This is a genomic window from Salinarimonas chemoclinalis (genome assembly GCF_041514305.1).
Classification (GTDB): Bacteria; Pseudomonadota; Alphaproteobacteria; order Rhizobiales; family Beijerinckiaceae; genus Salinarimonas; species Salinarimonas chemoclinalis.
The window spans coordinates 338,979-356,659 of record NZ_JBGMWH010000003.1 but is presented as its reverse complement, the minus strand read 5'-3'; the positions used below and the strand labels follow the sequence as shown (position 1 = coordinate 356,659).

General features: G+C 74.1%; 12 protein-coding genes. 7 read left to right on the top strand and 5 right to left on the bottom strand.

Annotated features, from left to right (window positions below; all coding sequences use genetic code 11):
* Positions 1 to 5: 5 nt before the first annotated feature.
* Positions 6 to 2,696, bottom strand: a complete 2,691-nt coding sequence (locus AB9M23_RS08885; protein ID WP_372424224.1) for an ATP-binding protein — start codon at positions 2,694 to 2,696, stop codon at positions 6 to 8.
* A 192-nt stretch (positions 2,697 to 2,888) separates the two neighbouring features.
* Here AB9M23_RS08885 and AB9M23_RS08880 point away from each other — a divergent pair, with 192 nt between their 5' ends.
* The 3 genes from AB9M23_RS08880 (at position 2,889) to AB9M23_RS08870 (ending at position 5,903) form a co-directional block, all read left to right on the top strand.
* Positions 2,889 to 4,070, top strand: coding sequence for an ATP-binding response regulator (locus AB9M23_RS08880; protein WP_372424163.1), 1,182 nt, complete (start codon positions 2,889 to 2,891; stop codon positions 4,068 to 4,070).
* Positions 4,067 to 5,335 (top strand): pilus assembly protein TadG-related protein, encoded by a 1,269-nt coding sequence (locus AB9M23_RS08875; RefSeq protein ID WP_372424162.1) that lies wholly within the window; start codon positions 4,067 to 4,069, stop codon positions 5,333 to 5,335. Before AB9M23_RS08880 ends, AB9M23_RS08875 begins: the two co-directional genes overlap by 4 nt.
* Before the next feature lie 154 nt (positions 5,336 to 5,489).
* Positions 5,490 to 5,903, top strand: a complete 414-nt coding sequence (locus AB9M23_RS08870; protein WP_372424161.1) for a response regulator — start codon at positions 5,490 to 5,492, stop codon at positions 5,901 to 5,903.
* A gap of 72 nt (positions 5,904 to 5,975) precedes the next feature.
* On the opposite strand, the gene AB9M23_RS08865 is transcribed toward AB9M23_RS08870, so the two are convergent.
* Positions 5,976 to 6,911 (bottom strand): dihydrodipicolinate synthase family protein, encoded by a 936-nt coding sequence (locus AB9M23_RS08865; protein ID WP_372424160.1) that lies wholly within the window; start codon positions 6,909 to 6,911, stop codon positions 5,976 to 5,978.
* Positions 6,912 to 7,109: 198 nt separating this feature from the next.
* On the opposite strand from AB9M23_RS08865, the gene AB9M23_RS08860 reads away from it, so the two are divergent.
* A complete protein-coding gene (locus AB9M23_RS08860) occupies positions 7,110 to 7,976 on the top strand; it encodes a D-amino-acid transaminase (RefSeq protein WP_372424159.1) in 867 nt (288 codons plus the stop codon).
* A 101-nt stretch (positions 7,977 to 8,077) separates the two neighbouring features.
* On the opposite strand, the gene AB9M23_RS08855 is transcribed toward AB9M23_RS08860, so the two are convergent.
* Entirely contained in the window at positions 8,078 to 8,749 is a 672-nt protein-coding gene (locus AB9M23_RS08855; RefSeq protein ID WP_372424158.1) for an outer membrane protein, read from the bottom strand.
* Between the two features lie 326 nt (positions 8,750 to 9,075).
* On the opposite strand from AB9M23_RS08855, the gene AB9M23_RS08850 reads away from it, so the two are divergent.
* On the top strand, positions 9,076 to 9,588 hold the full coding sequence (locus AB9M23_RS08850) for a tyrosine phosphatase family protein (protein ID WP_372424157.1): 513 nt from the start codon (positions 9,076 to 9,078) through the stop codon (positions 9,586 to 9,588).
* 35 nt (positions 9,589 to 9,623) lie between these two features.
* Here the strand turns inward: AB9M23_RS08850 and AB9M23_RS08845 are convergent, their stop codons facing one another.
* Both AB9M23_RS08845 and AB9M23_RS08840 read right to left on the bottom strand, forming a co-directional pair.
* Positions 9,624 to 11,243: a hypothetical protein gene (locus AB9M23_RS08845; RefSeq protein WP_372424156.1), complete on the bottom strand. Its 1,620-nt coding sequence runs from the start codon at positions 11,241 to 11,243 to the stop codon at positions 9,624 to 9,626.
* A complete protein-coding gene (locus AB9M23_RS08840; protein WP_372424155.1) occupies positions 11,240 to 13,459 on the bottom strand; it encodes a transglycosylase domain-containing protein in 2,220 nt (739 codons plus the stop codon). The genes AB9M23_RS08845 and AB9M23_RS08840 overlap by 4 nt, the downstream gene beginning before the upstream one ends.
* A 332-nt stretch (positions 13,460 to 13,791) precedes the next feature.
* On the opposite strand from AB9M23_RS08840, the gene AB9M23_RS08835 reads away from it, so the two are divergent.
* Together AB9M23_RS08835 and AB9M23_RS08830 are read left to right on the top strand one after the other, a co-directional pair.
* On the top strand, positions 13,792 to 14,817 hold the full coding sequence (locus tag AB9M23_RS08835) for an NAD-dependent epimerase/dehydratase family protein (protein WP_372424154.1): 1,026 nt from the start codon (positions 13,792 to 13,794) through the stop codon (positions 14,815 to 14,817).
* A 71-nt stretch (positions 14,818 to 14,888) separates the two neighbouring features.
* A complete protein-coding gene (locus tag AB9M23_RS08830) occupies positions 14,889 to 17,660 on the top strand; it encodes a DUF2339 domain-containing protein (protein WP_372424153.1) in 2,772 nt (923 codons plus the stop codon).
* The last annotated feature ends 21 nt before the right edge of the window (positions 17,661 to 17,681 follow it).

The following is a 17,681-nucleotide window of genomic DNA, read 5'->3' as shown; positions in this document are numbered from 1 at the left end:
GCGGTTCAGCCGACGGCCGCGGCGTCGACCTCCGGCTCCTCCTCGCCGAGGCGCGCGCGCAGGGCCGCGATCGTCTCGGCGAGGAGCGGCGCGAGCGCCGCGACGGTCGCCTCGTCCGGGAGCGTGCCGGTCTCCCGCGCCGCCGTCTCGATCGCGGCGAGGCGCACCGCCAGCGCCGCCGCGCCGACGTTGAGGCTCATCGACTTGAGCGCGTGCGCCGCGCTCGCGACCAGTGCCGGCTCGGCACCCTCGGCGACCGACGCGACGAGCTGGGCCAGCGCCGGTGGGGCGTGCTCCAGGTAGAGGCCGAGGATGCGCCGCAGGAAGCCGGCGCCGGTGGTGTGCGCCATCTCGGCGATGCCGGCGACGACCTCCTCGTCGAGCAGTGCCTCGGCGTCCCGGTGCGCCTCGGCGTCGAGCGCCGCATCGGGGCCGGGCATCGCCGGCATCGACGCGCGAGACGCGTCGGCGGGCGCGGCGGGCTCGGACACCGGGAGGTGCGCGCCGAGCGTCTGCGCGAGCGCGGCGAGTGTGAAGGGCTTGTGCAGCACGCCGTCCATGCCGGCCTCGCGCCAGGCGTCCGCGCCGGCCCCCACCACGTGGGCCGTGAGCGCGACGATCGGCGTGCGGGCGGTGCCGCTCTGCGCCTCGTGCACGCGCACGAGGCGCGTCGCCTCGAAGCCGTCGAGCTCGGGCATGGAGCCGTCCATCAGCACGAGGTCGATGCCGCCCGCCAGGATCGCGTCGAGCGCCTCGCGCCCGTTCGCCACCGTGCGCGCCGCGATCCCGAGCCGCGACAGCGCCTCGCAGGCCACCTCGCGGTTGACCGCGCTGTCGTCGGCGACGAGGACCCGCGCGCCCGCGAAGCGCGGCAGGCTCGACGCGGCGCGATCCGGCGCCCCATCCTCCCGCGGGAAGGGCGAGCCGTCCACCAGGCGCGCGAGGGCGAGCGCCCACTCGCTCGGCGCCAGCGGCCGGCGCAGCAGCGCGTCCGCGAGGCCCCGCGCGCGGGCCTCCTCGCCGGCCCGCTCGCCGATCGGCGCCAGCGCGAGCACCCGACGCGCGCCGGTCGGCCGGCCGTCGCGGAGCAGCGCGTCCGCGTCGACGATCCAGTCGGCGTCCGCGCCGTCCGCCTCCGGCCCCGCGACGTCGAACCCCGCGGCCGCGAGCCGGAGCGACAGCGCCGTGCGGGTCGCCGCGCCCTCCGCGGCGACGATCGCGACGCGGGGCGCGTCGAGTCGCGGCGGCGCCGGCGCGCCGTCCGCCGCGGCGATGCAGGGCAGCTCCACGATGAAGCAGGAGCCCTCGCCGACGACGCTTTCGACCCGGATCGCGCCGCCCATCGCGGCGACGAGGCGCTGGACGATGGACAGGCCGAGCCCCGTCCCGCCGTAGCGCCGCGTGGTCGACTGGTCGGCCTGGGAGAACGCCGAGAAGATCGTCGCGCGCTTCTCCTCGGGGATGCCGATGCCGGTGTCCTCCACGCGGATCGTCACTCGCCCGTCCGCGGCGGCGATCCGCACCAGCACGTGGCCCGTCTCCGTGAACTTCAGCGCGTTGTTGACGAGGTTCGCCAACACCTGCGTCAGCCGCACCGGGTCGCCGACGATCCGCGGCAGCACCGGGTCGATCGCGGCGGCGAGGTCGAGCCCCTTGCCGGCGGCGCGCTCGCCGAAGAGCGTCACCACCGTCTCCGCCGCCTCGCCGAGGTCCACCGGCACCGCCTCGAGTTCGAGCTTGCCGGCCTCGACCTTGGCGAAGTCGAGGATGTCGTTGATGATCGCGAGCAGCGACTGGCCGGAGCGGGCGATCACCTCCGCGTAGCGCCGCTGGCGCTCGGGCAGGTCGCCGGCGGCGAGCAGTTCCGCCATCACCAGCATGCCGTTCATCGGCGTGCGGATCTCGTGGCTCATCGTGGCGAGGAAGTCGGACTTGGCGCTGCTCGCCCGCTCGGCGGCGTCCTTGGCGGTCGCCAGGTCGCGGGTGCGCTCCTCGACCTCGCTCTCCAGCCGCTCGCGATGCTGCGCGAGGCGCGCGTCGCGCCGGCGGATCTCGCCGAGCATGGCGTTGAAGCCGAGCGCGAGCTGGCCGATCTCGTCGTCGCTCTCGACGGGGCAGGCCTCGTCGTAGTCGTGCGACTCGCGCACGCGGCTCATCGTCGCCGACAGGGTGAGCAGCGGCCGCGTGATCGCGCGCTGGAGCCGCCAGGCGATGGCGAGGCCGATCGCGCTCGCCACCATGGCCGCCCCGAGCGCGAAGGCGAGCACGACGAGGAGGCGCCCCCGCAGGTCGCCGGTCTCCGAGATCAGCTCGAGCCGGCCGACCTCGACGCCGCGATGGCGCACGGGCACGCCGACGACGGCGGTGCGCGAGAAGAGGATCGCCCCGACCGACGGCGGCGTGGCCTCGTCGAGGACGAGGTGGCCGAGGAGCTGCACGCCGGTGCCCACCTCCTCGAGCACCGTCCCGTCGCGGGCCGCGACCGTCACGTGCGTGATGCCCGGCAGGCGCCCGATGGCGCGGACCGCCTCGAAGATCGCGTCGCGATCGTGCTCGACGACGGCCTCGGCGCTCGCCGCCGCGAAGGCGTGGGCGACCGCGAGCAGGCTCTCGCGCTTCTGCTCGCCGTAGCGGCGGATTTCGAGCCAGAGGCTCGCCGTCGAGCCGAGCGTGAGCGCGATCAGGACGGAGATCACGACCAAACGGCCAAGCTTTCCGACGACCGATCTCTTGGGTTGCAAGTCACCACTCCCGCCGCTCGAGCGTCTGCACGCCGGTGATCATGAACGAATGTGGCCACGAATGAGTAAGTGTCGGCTTAACTAAACGATTTAATCGGGCATTCAGGGATTGCGCCTACACGTCGTTCTTCAGGAAGGGCGGAACCGATGCTTCTCGGCAAGACCAATGCGGGCTTTCTGTACGTGTTCGACAGCCCGACGCGCCTCCTCGTGGTGGACGACGATCCGATCCTGCGCGAGATCGCGGTCGGGCATCTCGACCATCCGGGCGGCGAGATCGTCACCGCCGGCGACGGCGAGGAGGCGCTCGCGATCCTCCGGCGCGACGCGCGCTTCGACATCGTGCTGTGCGACCTCGAAATGCCGAAGATGAACGGCTTCGGCCTTCTCGCGGAGATGCGGCGCGACCCGCGGATGCAGAACCTGCCGGTCGTCGTGATCACGAGCCGCGACGACATGTTCGCCATCGACCGCGCCTACGAGGTCGGCGCCACGTCCTTCGTCGCCAAGCCGGTCAACTGGCGTCTCCTCGGCTACCAGCTGCGCTACGTTCTGCGCGGGGCGCGCATGGAGGCGATCACCCGCGAGGCGCGGGGGCGGGCGGAGGAGGCGGACCGGCTCAAGGAGAGCCTGCTCGCCCTCCTCCAGCACGAGACCCGCACGCCGCTCAACGCCATCATCGGCTATTCCGAGCTGCTCCAGGCCTCGCTCGACCCCGACGCCGACCCGCGCGACTATCTCGACGGCGTGATCACCGCGGCGCGCGGCCTCAACGACACGCTCCAGCGCGTCTTCGCCTTCGCGCAGATGTCGGCCGGCACCGTCCCCGTCGTGCCCGAGCGGCTGCACGCGGCCGATCTCGTCGAGGACGAGGTCCACCGCCGTCGCCGGGCGGCGGAGGCCGGCGGCGTCGTGCTGCAGGCCGACGCCGATCGCGCACTCGTCGTCACGGCGGACCCCCACCTCCTCGCCAAGGCGCTCGGCGAGCTCGTCGGCAACGCCCTGGCGCACGTGCCCCGCGGCGGACGGATTCGGCTGACGGCGCACGCCGAAGGCGACGACGTCGTGCTGGGCGTCGCCGACGACGGCCCCGGCCTCGACCCCGAGACGCTGGCGCGCTGCACGCAGGCCTTCCTCCAGGCGGAGAACGTCCTCGTCCGGCGCGCCGGTGGGCTGGGGCTCGGCCTGCCGACGGCGCGGCGCATCGCCGAACTCAACGGCGGGCGCCTCCTCCTCGAATCGGCGCCCGGCCGGGGGCTCGCCGCACGCATCGTCCTGCCGGCCGCGCGTCGCGACGCGCCCGGCCTGTCCAGGGAGGCCGCCGAATGACGGGCGAACGCATCTCGAGCCGCCTCGCGGCGCTGCGTCGGCGGCTTGCCGACGACGCCGGCAGCGTGGTCATCGTCTTCAGCCTCGCCGTCGTGCCGATGCTCGGCGCCGCCGGGCTCGCGGTGGACGCGACGAGCTGGTACGGCGCCCGCGCCTCGCTGCAGGCGGCAGCGGACACCGCCGCGATCGCCGCCGCGCGCGAGATGCGGCTCGCCAACACGCCCGCCGACCGGCTCGAGGCCGGCGCCGAGACGGCGGCGCGCGCCGCCATCGCCGCGCGGGGCTTCGATCCCGACGCGGCGCGGGTGGACGCGACGGTCGATCCCCGCACCCATTCGGTGCGCATCGACATCGAGAGCCCGCTCGCGCGCGTCTTCAGCCGCGTCGTCACCGACGCCTTCGCGCAGGTCGCCGTGACGGCCACCGCGAAGCTCAGCGGCAGCGCGCCGGTTTGCGTCGTGGCACTCGACGGCTCTGGTCCGAAGGCGCTCCATCTCGAGAAGCGTGCGAAGATGGAGGCGCAACGCTGCGGCGTCTTCTCCAACTCGACGCACATGCAGGCCCTGCGGATCGACGACCAGGCGAGCCTGCACGCCGCGCTGATCTGCTCGGCCGGCGGTCATTTCGGGCGCGGTACCGCCTACGTGCCCACCCCGCGCACCGAGTGCCCACCGATCCCCGACCCGCTCGCCGGGCGCGCAACCCCGCCGGTCGGTGCCTGCGACCACCGGGACGTCGACATCCGCAGCGACAGGTACCTGCTGCCCGGCGTCTATTGCGGCGGTATTCGCATTCGCGACGGGGCGCGGGTCGACCTCGGCTCCGACCTCTACGTCATCAAGGACGGCGAGCTGCGCGTCGACGACGGAATGCTCGTGGGCCGCTACACCAGCTTCTACTTCACCGGGAAGGACGCCGTGATCGACTTCCGCAAGGAGTCGAGCGTCGACCTCACGGCGATGCGCGACGGCACGCTGGCCGGTATCCTGTTCTTCCAGGACCGGAATGCGGAAGAAGCGCGCGACTTCGAGATCACCAGCGACGACGCCCGGAACCTGCTGGGCACGATCTACCTGCCGCGCGGCGATCTGCGCGTGAGCTCGGAGAGATCGGTCGCCGACCGCTCCGCCTTCACGGTGATCGTGGCCCGGCGCCTCGAACTCTCGGAGGGTCCGGTGCTGCAGCTCAACACCGACTACCATGCCACGGACATCCCGGTTCCCGACGGCGTCGGACCGACCGGAGACGTGGTGCTTTCCCATTAGAGCGGCATATCGTCCTGAACATCTGCCGACGATCCTCGGTCGTGAGCGATCTGTGCAGTAAGAGATGGTTAACTACGATCGTTCGACTTCGCCTAAAGCTCGAACGATCGGGAACCGCGATCCGCGCCGCCGGTTGGGCCCGCATGACGGTTCCATGGAGAGGCGTCCCGCCGCCGGCGACGAGGGGCGGGACGAGGTGAGCGATGTGAGCGATGTGAGCGTGCGTATCCTGATCTGCGAAGACAATCCGCTGATCGCCCTGGATCTCCAGGCGATCGTCGAGAACGAGGGGCACGAGGTCGTCGGCGTCTGCGACAGCGCCGCCGCGGCGCGCCGCATGCTCGCGACGCAGGTCGACGTCGCGCCGGTCGACTTCGCGCTGCTGGACATCGACCTCACCGACGGCAAGAGCTTCGGCGTCGCCGAGGCGCTGGACGAGCGCGGCGTGCCCTTCGCCTTCGTCTCGGCCGCGCGTCCGAGCGACCTGCCGGAAAGCCTGCGCGGCGCGCGCTTCGTCGCCAAGCCCTACCACGAGGCCGCGATCCTCGCCGCTCTGCCGCGGCACTGACGCCGTCGCGAGAGGCACGTCGGCGGCCGGCGGACCCAGATCCCGCGGGCGCGGTTCCCGCGCGGGCGGGGATCAGGCCGGGCGCAGGTCCCCGGCGCGCGGGTCGTGCCGCGCGAGGCGGGCGAGCAGGAGATCGACCTCCACCTTCGCCTGCGCCGAGACGCCGCCGCCGGGCTTGCGCAGCGTCGCGTCGGCGATGATGCCGCGGCGCATCAGCACGTACTTGCGCACCGCGAGCCCCGCGCCCGGCTGCTGCTCGTAGCGCAGGTAGGGCAGGTGGGCGTCGAACAGATCGTGCGCGGCGTCGCGCTCGCCCGCCGCGGACAGCCGCACCACGTCGGCCAGCATGTCCGGGAAGGCGTAGCCGGTCATGGCGCCGTCGGCCCCGCGCGCCATCTCGAAGTCGAGGAACATGCCGCCGTTGCCGCACAGGACCGAGATCCGGCGCATCGACCCGTCGCGCTCGAATCCGCGCAGCGTCGAGATCTTGTCGAGACCGGGCCAGTCCTCGTGCTTGAGCATCACCGCGCCGGGATTGTCCGAGACGATCCGGCGGATCACGCCCGGCGTCATCACGACGCCCGTGGACAGCGGATAGTCCTGGATCACGAACGGCACGTCCGTGCCGATCGCCTCGGCGGCGTTGGCGTAGTAGCCGACGATCTGGTCGTCGGTCTTGAGCGCGGAGGGCGGGGCGATCATCACGCCGGCGGCCCCCTGGTCCATCACGGCCCTCGTCAGGCCGCGCATCGCGGCGAAGCCGGGCGCCGAGACGCCGACGACGACCGGCACGCGCGCACGCGCGATCACCCGCGCCGCGACCGCGAGCGCCTCCTGGGCGTCGAGCTTGGGCGCCTCGCCCATCATGCCGAGCACCGTGATGCCCGTGGCGCCCGCCCCGACGAAGAAGTCGGTCATCCGGTCGATCGAGGCCTCGTCGACGCGACCGTCCGCGTGGAAGGGGGTCGGGGCGATGACGTAGACGCCTTTCGCGGACGCGTCGAGCATGGGGGGCGGCTCCTGGTGGCGGGGTCGAGGCTCCGGCGCGCACGCCTCGGCGTGTGGGATCGGGCGCGCACGCTAGGGCGCGGGAGACGGGCGCGCAAGCGCACCCACACCCATGCGCGTTTCGGCCCGCTTGCAGGAGGCGCCCGCCCCGTGGTGTGGTCGCGACCGACCCCACAGACGAGAAGAGGCCCAGCCCCGATGTCCCGTACCGTCTTCCTCAACGGCGATTTCGTCCCCTACGAGGAGGCGCGCGTCCCGATCATGGACCGCGGCTTCCTGTTCGCGGACGGCATCTACGAGGTGGCCGCCCTCGTCGACGGCAAGCTGGTCGACGCGCCCGCGCATCTCGCGCGGCTCGACCGGTCGCTGCGGGAGATCGAGATCGCGAACCCCTACTCTTCCGACGAGTGGATGGCGCTGATGCGGGAGCTCGCCCGCCGCAACGACCTCGGCGAGGGACTCGTCTACATCGAGGTGACCCGCGGCGTGGCCGAGCGCGACTTCGCCTTCCCGCCCGCCGGCACCACCCCGACCGTGGTGATGTTCACGCAGGCCAAGCGCATCCTCGGCGCACCCGCGGCGGAGACGGGCGTCGCCGTCGTCACCGTGCCGGACCTGCGCTGGAAGCGCCGCGACATCAAGTCGGTGGCGCTCCTCGCCCAGGTGCTCGCCAAGCAGGAGGCCGCCCGCGCCGGCGTCGCCGAGGCGTGGATGGTGGAGGACGGCATGGTGACGGAGGGTTCCTCCTCCTCCGCCTTCATCCTCACCGCCGACGACCGGCTCGTCACACGGCCTCTGTCGAACGCGATCCTGCCGGGGATCACGCGCACGGCGGTGATGCACCTCGCCCGCGAGATGCGGCTCGTCGTCGAGGAGCGGCTGTTCAGCGTCGAGGAGGCGCATAGGGCGAAGGAGGCCTTCTACACCTCGGCTTCCGCCTTCGTGATGCCGATCGTGAAGATCGACGACCGGACGGTCGGGGCCGGCACGCCGGGTCCCGTCGCGCGGCGCCTGCGCGAGGTCTACATCGCGCTCGCCCGGGACGGATCGCTCGCGAGCGCCTGAGCGCCGGCGCCCCGCGAGAACCCCCACGAGAACGCGAACGAGAACGCCCCGCCCTCCGTCGGGAGGGCGGGGCGTCGTGCGTCCCGGACCGGGACGCGGGATCAGAACTTGTAGTTCAGGCCCGCGCGGACGGTGGAGAACTCGACGCCGGCCTTGCGCTGGACGTCGAGGTTGTAGGTCTCGTTGTCCAGGTCCGTGTAGAGGTACTCGACCTTGGCGGTCAGGTTGTTGGTGAAGGCGTGCTCGACGCCGCCGCCGAGCGTCCAGCCCCAATGGGTCTGGTCGTCGGAGAAGGTGCGGCCGCCCACGATCGCGGTCACGTCGGCGCTGCCGTAGGCGAAGCCGCCGGTGGCGAAGACGAGCGTGCGGTCGAGGGCGATACCGGCGCGCGCGCGCACGGTGCCGAAGTAGTCGAGGTGGGCCTCGCTGATGGTGCCGGCGAGCGCGCCCGGGACGACGGGGCCGCCCTCGAAGTTCGTCCACTGCAGGTCGGTCTCGAGACCGGCGACGAACTGGCCGAACTGGGCGTTGAAGCCGAGCTGGCCGCCGCCCACGAAGCCGTCACCCTCGTCGTAGAGCGCGCCGCCGGTCCGGCCGGTGAAGTCGCCCCAGGCATAGCCGAGGTTCACGCCGGCATAGAAGCCGGACCAGGTGAAGGAGGGGGGCGCGGAGGGAACGAAGGGGGCCGGCTGCGTCCGGGACGGCAGGTCGGCCGCGACGGCGACCGCCGAGAACGCGACGAGCGCGGTGGAGGCGATGAGCAGGCGATACATGATGTTGGTCCTCTTGATGGGATGACGGACACATAGCGCGAAGTCCCGTGCCGCGAAAGTCGCGCGGACCGGTTACCGAAGCATTGATGCAGCACGTTGTATTTATGCAACTTAATCATCGGTTAAACATACTCGCGCCGTCTTGCCGGCGACTTCGTGTCGAAAAGAAGGCAACGACGAATACGCCGGCTCCTCGGCCCCGGTTTCTTTACGGACCGTTCACCATTCCGCCACATTCGCGCTCGGCCATGGCTCTGCCTCGGCTCGGCCTCGCCTCGGCCTCGGGCCGTTGACAGCCGCGCGCGCCGCTGCGATCCCTCTCGGCCATGCCGTACCTGCAGGTCTGCCCCCTCTCCCGCCTCGACGAGACCGTCGACGCGACGCGCGCGTCGCACCTCGTCACGCTCGTCGGCGTGGGGACGCCGCCGTCGCGCCCCGCGGCGATCGCCGCGGATCGCCACCTCACGCTGTTCATGAGCGACATCGTCGAGCCGATGGACGGGCACGTGCTGCCAGGCGTCGAGCACGTCGCGCCCTTCCTCGACTTCGTGCGCGCATGGGATCGCGCGGCGCCGATGGTGATCCATTGCTGGGCGGGGATCAGCCGCTCGACCGCGAGCGCCTTCGTCGCCGCCTGCGCCCTCGCGCCGGAGCGCGACGAGGCGGCGATCGCGCGGGCTCTGCGGGCGGCCTCGCCGATGGCGACGCCCAACCGTCGGATCGTCGCCGTCGCCGACGACCTGCTCGGGCGGCGCGGACGCATGGTCGACGCCGTCGCGGCCATCGGCCGCGGGGCGGACGCCTGGGAAGGCGTCCCGTTCGGGCTGGCGCTCGACTGAGGCGCGGGATCGACCGTCCCGGCGGCGGGACCGCCTCAGCGGCCGCAGACGCCGAGATCGTCGGGCTCGGCCGTGCCGGCGGAGGCGAGCAGCCCGGCCGCGGCGAGCGGGACGGGGGCTGCCGTTGGGGAGCTCGCGGCGAGCGAGCCCTCCTCCTCGAGGGTGCGCACCGCGCCGACGAGCGGCGCGGTGGTCAGCCGTGCGACCGCCTCCGGCAGGCCCGCGACCTCCGCGACGACCGACGCCGCGACGTCTCCCGCGATCTCGGACATCGACCGGCCCGCGAGCGTGCGCACCAGATCCGCGAGGCCGTGATCGACGACGGCGAGCGACATCGTGCGTGCTCTGGCCCGGGCGAGATCGCGCGATCCGAGCGCGGAGAGGTCGAGATCCTCGGCGACGTCGAGATCGAGCTCGGCCGTCGCGTCGGCGAGGCCCGGCGCGTCGAGGCAGACGAGACGCAGGCGCAGGCGCCCGGGGCGCAGCACCGCGTCGGCGGCGACGTCGAGGCCCAGATGCGGGCCGCCCTCGAGCCCCGCCGCGTCGAGCCCCTGCGCGGAGGCGGAGGCGGCGATGGTGCGCGCCTGCTCCTCGATCGGCGTCCCGGCGAGGAGCGTGGCGGAGGCCCGCGCGCCGCGCAGGTCGAGCCGCGCCCGCGAGGCGGACGAGCCGAGGTTGACGTAGACGCCGCCCGACTCGGCGACGAACACCGCCGGCTCGGCCCCCGGCCGCCGGGCGCGGAAGAGCAGATCCTCGAAGGCGAGCGAGAACAGCCGCGCGGCGTCCTCGGGCGCGTCGGCGAGGCCGAGAGCGGCTTGCGCGACCCGGGTGAGGTTGCGCGGCGAGCCTTCGAGCGCCAGGCTGCCGAGGGTGAACTCGGCCGCGCCGGCGAAACGTGCGCTGCCCGAGACGCCCCGCGCGCCGAAACCGGCGATGTCGAGCGTCGGGATGCCGGGCGCGTCCTCACCCGCCTCGACGGTGCGGGCGACGAGGCCGTCGAGCACGAGGTGCTCGGCGGAGAATCGCGAGGCGAAGCTGCCGCGCGCCGGATCGTCGACGCCGCGGCGAATCTCGATGGCGACGTCCTCGATCACGACGTCCGACGGCGCCGGGGCCTCGGGCAGCACGCCGGTGGCGGCGGCGCCGAGCGAGCGCAGCGCCTCGTCGGAGAGGACGACGAGATCGGCGCCGAGCGTGCCGGCCTCGTTCTCCAGCGTGAAGCCCTCGAGCACGAGGTGCTCGCCCACGAGCGCGGCGTTCGCCGCGGCGAGCCGCGTGCCGCGCCAGCCGATCGAGAGGGAGAGGCCGCTGGCGGTGAGGTCCGGCGCGATCCGCTGCACGTCGCCGCCGGTGCCGTCGCCGAGCGGGTGGTCGGAGGGCAGGCGCACGGCGAGGGGCCCGCCGTCCCAGGCCACGCTCGACCAGGTCGCGCGCTCGAGCAGGGGATGGGCCCGGGAGAGGAAGCGACCGAGCACCACCTCCGGCACCTCGACGCGCTCGGGGGGAAGCACCTGCGGCGGAGGTTGCTGGACGATCTGCGGGGCGACCGCCTGCGCGGCGGCGGAGCGCGGCGCGAGCCCCGCACCGAGCGCGAGCGCGATCAGGGCCACGCCCGCGAGGCGCGCGGCGCGGGTGGACGACGACGAACCGGTCATTGGGCCCAACCCGGCCTCCATGCATCCGCCGGCGCGGCGCCGGCATAGGGGTCGCCGCGCTGGCCGTCGAAGCGGCCGGCCCACCAGCCCCCTCCGCCGCGGGGCTCGGGCTCCGGCTGGGGCTCGGGCTCGGGGGCGAGCCAGTAGGGCATCGCCTCGGCGGCGAAGAGCGGCGCGTCGATCGTCGCCGTGGTGATGCCCGCGGCGCGGGCCTCGCGCAGGAAGGAGGCGGCGACGGGCGCCGCGAAGGAGCCGCCGGTCGCCCGCCGGCCGTTGATCGAGGGCAGCGGACGATCGTCGTCGCGCCCGATCCAGACGGCGAAGGCGAGATCGCCGGTGCGGCCGACGAACCAGTTGTCGCGGTGCTCCTGCGAGGTGCCGGTCTTGCCGATGACGCCGTCGGGCCCGTTGGAGAAGGCGCCCGCCGCCGTGCCGCGCAGGACGACGCCGCGCATCATGCGCTCGAGATCCTCGAGGTTCTCGCGGCTCGTGATGTCGCTGCTGCGCGGGTCGAGCGCCGCCATGCCGAGCGCCATCCGGTAGGGTGAGGTCTCGACCGCGCCGATCGAGGCCGAGGGGAAGAGCAGGCCGCGCTCGTCGGGCGGGTAGAGGCTCGCGGAGACGGCGACGCGGCGCACCTCCTCCATGCCGACATGCATCGCGAGGCGGGCGGCGACCTGGTTGTAGCTGCGCTCGAGCGCCGTGAAGACCGGCGTGTAGCTGCCGCCGCCGCCGTCGTAGTTGCCGGGCGACCAGACCTCGTTGCCCACCGCGACCGTGATCGGGCCGTTGAGCACCCAGTCCTGCGGCCGCACGCCGCCATCCAGGGCGGCGAGCCAGACGAAGGGCTTGAAGGCGGAGCCGGGCTGGCGCTGGGCGCGGGTGCGGTCGAAGCCGCTCGCCCAGCTGCGGCTCCCGCCCACCGAGGCGATCACCTCGTTGGTGGCGAGGTCGATCGCGACGAGCGCGCCCTGGACCCGCGGACGGCCCTGCACCTCGCCGTCGGGGAGGAGGACGAAGACGTCGCCGAGCTGCGCCCCGCGGGGGAGCTCCGGCACGGCGGGGGCGGGGGCGTCGGCCGCGGTGGCGCCGGTCGTGTCGACGGGGTCGCGCGGCTCGACGATCGGGCCGTTCGGGCCCGCGATCACCCTCAGGAAGCCGTCCGGCAGGCGGGCGACGACGCGGTCCGCGGCGAGCCAGAGCGCGTCGGGGTTCGCCGCGGCGCGCTCGAGCACGCGCTCCGGCACGCGGCCGAGCGGCGCATCGGGCAGGCGGCGGTTCGCCGGCTCCAGCACCGCGTCGAGCGCGCGCTGCGCCATCGCCTGCGCGTCGGCCTCGATCGTGGTGACGAAGGGCCGGTCGGCCGGCTGGTCGAGATAGGTTCCCGTGCCCAGGAAGCGGCGGGCTTCCGACAGCGCCCAGTAGTCGGGATCCGCGGGCGCGGGGCCGGCGCGGGGCGGCGGCGGCGGCGGTGCCACCGCGATCGCGGTGGCCTGCGCCGCGTCGCGCGCGGCCGCGTCGATGAATCCGACCTCGGCCATGCGGGAGAGGACGTGGTCGCGCCGGGCCTTCGCCCGATCGGCGCTGCGCAGCGGGTCGAGCCCCGAGGGCGCGCGCAGCACGCCGGCGAGGAAGGCGTGCTCGGGCAGCGTCAGGGCGTCCCAGTCGCGGCCGAACCAGTTGCGCGCGGCATTGGCGGCGCCGTCCGAGCGTCGGCCGAAATAGACCGCGTTGGCGTAGCTCTCGATGATCTCGTCCTTGGTGGCGACGCTCTCGGTCATCACCGCGACGATCGCCTCGGCGACCTTGCGCTCGAGCGTCGCCGAATCGCCGACGAGCGCGTTCTTGGCGAGCTGCTGGGTCAGCGTCGATCCGCCGCCGGCGTCGGAGCGGCCGCCGAGTGCGCCGATCACGGCGCGGCCGAGGCCGGCGGGATCGAGCCCCATGTGCCGCTCGAAGCTCGCGTCCTCGACGGCGACGAGCGCCTCGACGAACGGATCCGGCAGATCCGCGTAGCGCATCGTGGCGCGGTCGACGCCGAGTCGGCCCGCGATCTCGCCACCCCGGTAGGCGATCGCAATCGAGCGGGAGGCGCCCGCCGCTTCCGTCCCGTGCAGCGCCAGTACGGGCTTGGCGTCCACGACGCCCACCGGCCCCGCGACGATGGGGGCGCCGAGAGCGACGAGCGCGGCGAGGGCGGTGAACGCGTCGGACATGATTCGGCGTTTCTCCAGGAAGGAACTAGTCGGCGCTTCGCCCGAACGCGCACACGCGAGCCGCTGCGATTCTCATTTGCACCCTAACATCCGTTACGTCCAGGTTGACGCCCGGCGAATGCGAGGCACCGTATCGCTTTCGCGCCACGGTGTGGAAAACTTGTGACGGCGCGCGCGAATCCGCGATCCCCGCGACAACGCCGCAGCCGGCGTTCGGATGCGGCGGCGGCCGTCGGAAGGGGCGTCACCCGTGAATCACCCGCCGGTCGACGCGTGCCGTTGCGACCCGCGGCCGGTCGGGCTATCGACCCCGGGCGAAGGAGCGTCTCCCCATGGTTCACCGGCCGCGCAGGGCCCTCGTCACCGGCACGGCCGGCTTCATCGGCTTCCACCTCGCGCGGCGCCTGCTCGCGGACGGGTGGCTCGTCACCGGCGTCGACGGGATGACGCCCTACTACGACGTCTCCCTGAAGCAGGCGCGCCACGCCCGCCTGCGGCGCTCCAACGCCTTCCACGCCCACGAGATCATGCTCGAGGACGACGCCGCGCTCCCGGACGCCTTCGACGCGGCGAAGCCCGACGTCGTCGTCCACCTCGCCGCCCAGGCCGGCGTGCGCTACTCGCTCGAGAACCCGCGCGCCTACGTCGACGCCAACCTCGTCGGCACCTTCAACGTGCTGGAGGGCGTGCGCCGGCACGCGCCCGCCCATTTCCTCCTCGCCTCGACGAGTTCGGTCTACGGCGCCAACACGGACATGCCCTTCGCCGAGACCGACCGCACCGACCATCCGCTGACGGTCTACGCCGCCACCAAGAAGGCGACGGAGACGATGGCGCATTCCTACGCCCACCTGTGGAAGCTGCCGACGACGGCGTTCCGCTTCTTCACGGTCTACGGCCCCTGGGGCCGGCCCGACATGGCGCTGTTCAAGTTCGTGCGCGCGATCCTCGCGGGCGAGCCGATCGAGATCTACGGCGAGGGCGCGATGCAGCGCGACTTCACCTACGTCGACGATCTCGTCGAGGCGATCGCGCGCCTGATCGAGGCGCCGCCGGTGGAGGGCGCGCCGGTCGCGCCGTGCGATTCGCTCTCGCCGGCGGCGCCCTGGCGGGCGGTGAACATCGCCGGCGGGCGCCCGGTCGGGCTCGTGCCCTTCGTCGAGACGATCGAGGCGGCGCTGGGGGTCGGCGCGAAGAAGATCCTGCTGCCCCTGCAGAAGGGCGACGTCCCCGCCACCTTCGCCCGCGCGGAGTTGCTCGAGGCGCTCACCGGCTACGTGCCCGCGACGCCCGTCGAGGAGGGCGTCCGGCGCTTCGTCGCGTGGTACCGCGAGCACTACGGGGTGCCCGCGACCTGATGGCGCAGGCGCACGACTCGAGCTAAGCCTCGCAGTGGCTCGGTTCGGGCCGCATCCGGGGGCGCGCGGCCGTGGGCGACGAGATCTTCTTCCTGCTGATCGCGCTCGCGGTCCTGTCGCTGCCGATCCTGGCGATCGCCGCCTTCGTGATCGCCTACGACGCCCGCCAGCGGGTGCGCGGGCTCGAGAGCCGCCTCCTCGCCGCCGAGGGCGCGCTCGTCGCGCTGCGCGCGACGACGCCTCCCCCACCGGCCGCCTCCGGCGAGGCGACGCGGAGCGTGGAGGACATCCCCGAGGCGATCCGCGAGGACGAGATCCGGGACGAGGCGCCGCCGCGCGCGGAGCCGGAGCAGCCTTCGGACCCCGCCCCCGAGCCCGCGCCGCCGCCGGAAATCCCTCCCCCGCCGCCTCCGCCCGCAATGCCGCCGCCGCGGCCGGGCCTGGAGGAGCGCTTCGGCACGCGCTGGGCGGTGTGGATCGGCGGCATCGCGCTGGCGCTCGGCGGCGTCTTCCTGGTGCGCGCCTCGATCGAGGCCGGCCTGCTCGGCCCCGGCGCGCGGATCGTGCTCGGCGCGCTGTTCGCGGCGGCGCTGATCGCCGGCGGCGAGGTGCTGCGGCGGCGCACGGCGCCGCTCCCCGCCTTCGGCAGCGCCTACGCGCCCGGCGCGCTCACGGCGGCGGGGGCGACGACGGCCTTCGCCGTGGTCTACGCGGCGTTCGCGCTCTATGGCTTCATCGGACCCGCCCTCGCCTTCGCGCTCCTCGCCGCGGTCGCGCTCGCCACGATGCTGGCGGCGGCCCTGCACGGACCCGCCCTCGCGGCGATCGGCCTCGTGGGCGCCTTCGCCGCCCCGCTGCTGGTCGAGAGCGAAACGCCGAGCCTCTGGCCGCTGCCGCCCTACCTCACGTTCGTCGCGATCGCCGCCTACGGCGTCGCGCGGCTGCGGCGCTGGCGCTGGCTCGCGCTGTGCGCCGCGGCCGGCGCCGCGCTGTGGGCGCTGGTGCTGACGCTGCTCGCCTTCGGCGACCATGCGCCCGGCCTCGTCCACATCGCGCTCCAGACGGCGCTCGCCGCCGGCGCCTTCGTCGTCCTGCCCTACGGACGGGATCGCGCGCCGCGGCCCGTTCTCGACCTCGTCGCGACCGCGGTCCTTGCGGGCTTCGCCGCCCTCGCGCTGCTCGCCCTCCAGAGCGGGGACGTCGGGCCCGCGGCCCGGGTCGCCTTCGCCGGCGCCGTCGCGGCCGTCCTGACCGCGACCGCCCTGCGCTTCGCCCCCGCCGCCGCGGGAGCGCTCCTCGCTGCGATCGTCGTGGCGGGCGCGCTCGCGACCTGGCCGTTGGCCTGGGAGATGGCCGCCGAGCCGCAGCGCCTCGTCCCCGGCGGCGTCGCGCGCACGCCCTGGCCGGAGGCGCTGGGGACCTTCCTCGCCTTCGCGGTCCTGGCGGGGTCGGCGATCGCGGCGGCGTCCGGCCTGCGGCTCCTGCGCGGCGCGGCCCTGCCGCGCCTGCCCGCCGCGGCGCTCGCCGCCGCCGCCTCGGGCGCGCCGCTCCTCGTGCTGGTCACCGTCTACTGGGTGCTCACCGACGCCTTCCGGAGCCTCGACGCCGCCCCCGTGGTGCCGTTCGCGGCGGTCGCCGCCGGTCTCGCTTTCGCCTATGCCGGGATCGCCGCATGGCTCCGGCCGCGGCTCGCGGGGGAGGACGGGGAGACGGCGGGGCGCCTCCTCCTGGCCGGCAGCGCGGCGGCGGCGCTCGCGGCGCTCTCCGCCGGCCTCGTCTTCACCCTCGACCGCGGCTCGCTGACGGTGGCGCTGGCGCTCTCGGCGCTGGGCAGCGCGTGGGTCGCCGATCGGACCGGCATCGCCACGCTCAGGCTGGCGGTGGGCGTGCTGGGAGTCGTCGTGCTGGCGCGGCTCGTCGCCGATCCCGTGCTCGCCGACGATCCGGGCCGCACGATCCTCCTCAACTGGCTCCTCGTCGGCTACGGCGTGCCCGCGGTCGCCTTCGCGCTGGCGGCGCGGCTCCTCGCCCGCACTCGCCGGGACGGCGTCTCGCGCTTCGCCGAGAGCCTCGCCTTCGTGCTCGGCGCCTTCCTCGTCTTCTTCCAGATCCGCCACGCGCTCCACGGCGGCGACCCGCTGGCGCAGGCGACGGATCACGTCGAGATCGGCCTGCTCGCCACCGCCTCCCTCGCCTTCTCGGTCCTGGCGACGCGTCTCGACATCGCCCGCCGCGACCCCGTCACCGGAATCGCGAGCCTCGCCTTCGCGGTGGTCTCGCTCGCGCTCGTGGTGCTCGGCCTCGCGGTCGGCGCGAACCCGCTCCTGACGGACGAGCCGATCGCCGGCGCCGCGGTCCTCAACGACCTCCTCCTCGCCTACGCGCTCCCGGCTCTCCTCGCCGCCGTGCTGGCGCGCGCGGCGCGCGGGGTGCGCCCGCCCTGGTTCGTCGCCGCCGCCGGCTGGCTCTCGCTGGCGCTCGGCGTCGCATGGATCGGCCTCGCGATCCGTCACGCGGCGCTCGGGGCGCGGGTCGGGCTCGAGCGGCCGGCGACGGAGGCCGAGACGTGGGCGTACTCCGCGGCGCTGATCGCGCTCGCGCTCGCCGCGCTCGCCGTCGGCTTCCTGCGGGACTCGCGCCGCGCACGCCTCGTCGCGATGGCGTTCCTGGCGGCGGCGGTCGTCAAGGTCTTCCTCGTCGATCTCGCCAACCTCGAGGGCGTGCTGCGGGCGGTCTCCTTCATCGGTCTCGGTCTCGCGCTGGTGGGGATCGGCCTCGTCTGGCAGCGTCTCCTGGCGCGACGCCCCGCGCCGGACGGGGGAGGAGCCCGAGAGGGGGCGTAGGCGGGGCGTAGGCGGGGGATG

Coding starts and splice junctions, on each gene's coding strand:
- AB9M23_RS08880 (WP_372424163.1), top strand. CDS start 2,889: ATGCTTCTCGGCAAGACCAATGCGGGCTTTCTGTACGTGTTCGACAGC.
- AB9M23_RS08875 (WP_372424162.1), top strand. CDS start 4,067: ATGACGGGCGAACGCATCTCGAGCCGCCTCGCGGCGCTGCGTCGGCGG.
- AB9M23_RS08870 (WP_372424161.1), top strand. CDS start 5,490: ATGGAGAGGCGTCCCGCCGCCGGCGACGAGGGGCGGGACGAGGTGAGC.
- AB9M23_RS08865 (WP_372424160.1), bottom strand. CDS start 6,911: ATGCTCGACGCGTCCGCGAAAGGCGTCTACGTCATCGCCCCGACCCCC.
- AB9M23_RS08860 (WP_372424159.1), top strand. CDS start 7,110: ATGTCCCGTACCGTCTTCCTCAACGGCGATTTCGTCCCCTACGAGGAG.
- AB9M23_RS08855 (WP_372424158.1), bottom strand. CDS start 8,749: ATGTATCGCCTGCTCATCGCCTCCACCGCGCTCGTCGCGTTCTCGGCG.
- AB9M23_RS08850 (WP_372424157.1), top strand. CDS start 9,076: ATGCCGTACCTGCAGGTCTGCCCCCTCTCCCGCCTCGACGAGACCGTC.
- AB9M23_RS08845 (WP_372424156.1), bottom strand. CDS start 11,243: ATGACCGGTTCGTCGTCGTCCACCCGCGCCGCGCGCCTCGCGGGCGTG.
- AB9M23_RS08840 (WP_372424155.1), bottom strand. CDS start 13,459: ATGTCCGACGCGTTCACCGCCCTCGCCGCGCTCGTCGCTCTCGGCGCC.
- AB9M23_RS08835 (WP_372424154.1), top strand. CDS start 13,792: ATGGTTCACCGGCCGCGCAGGGCCCTCGTCACCGGCACGGCCGGCTTC.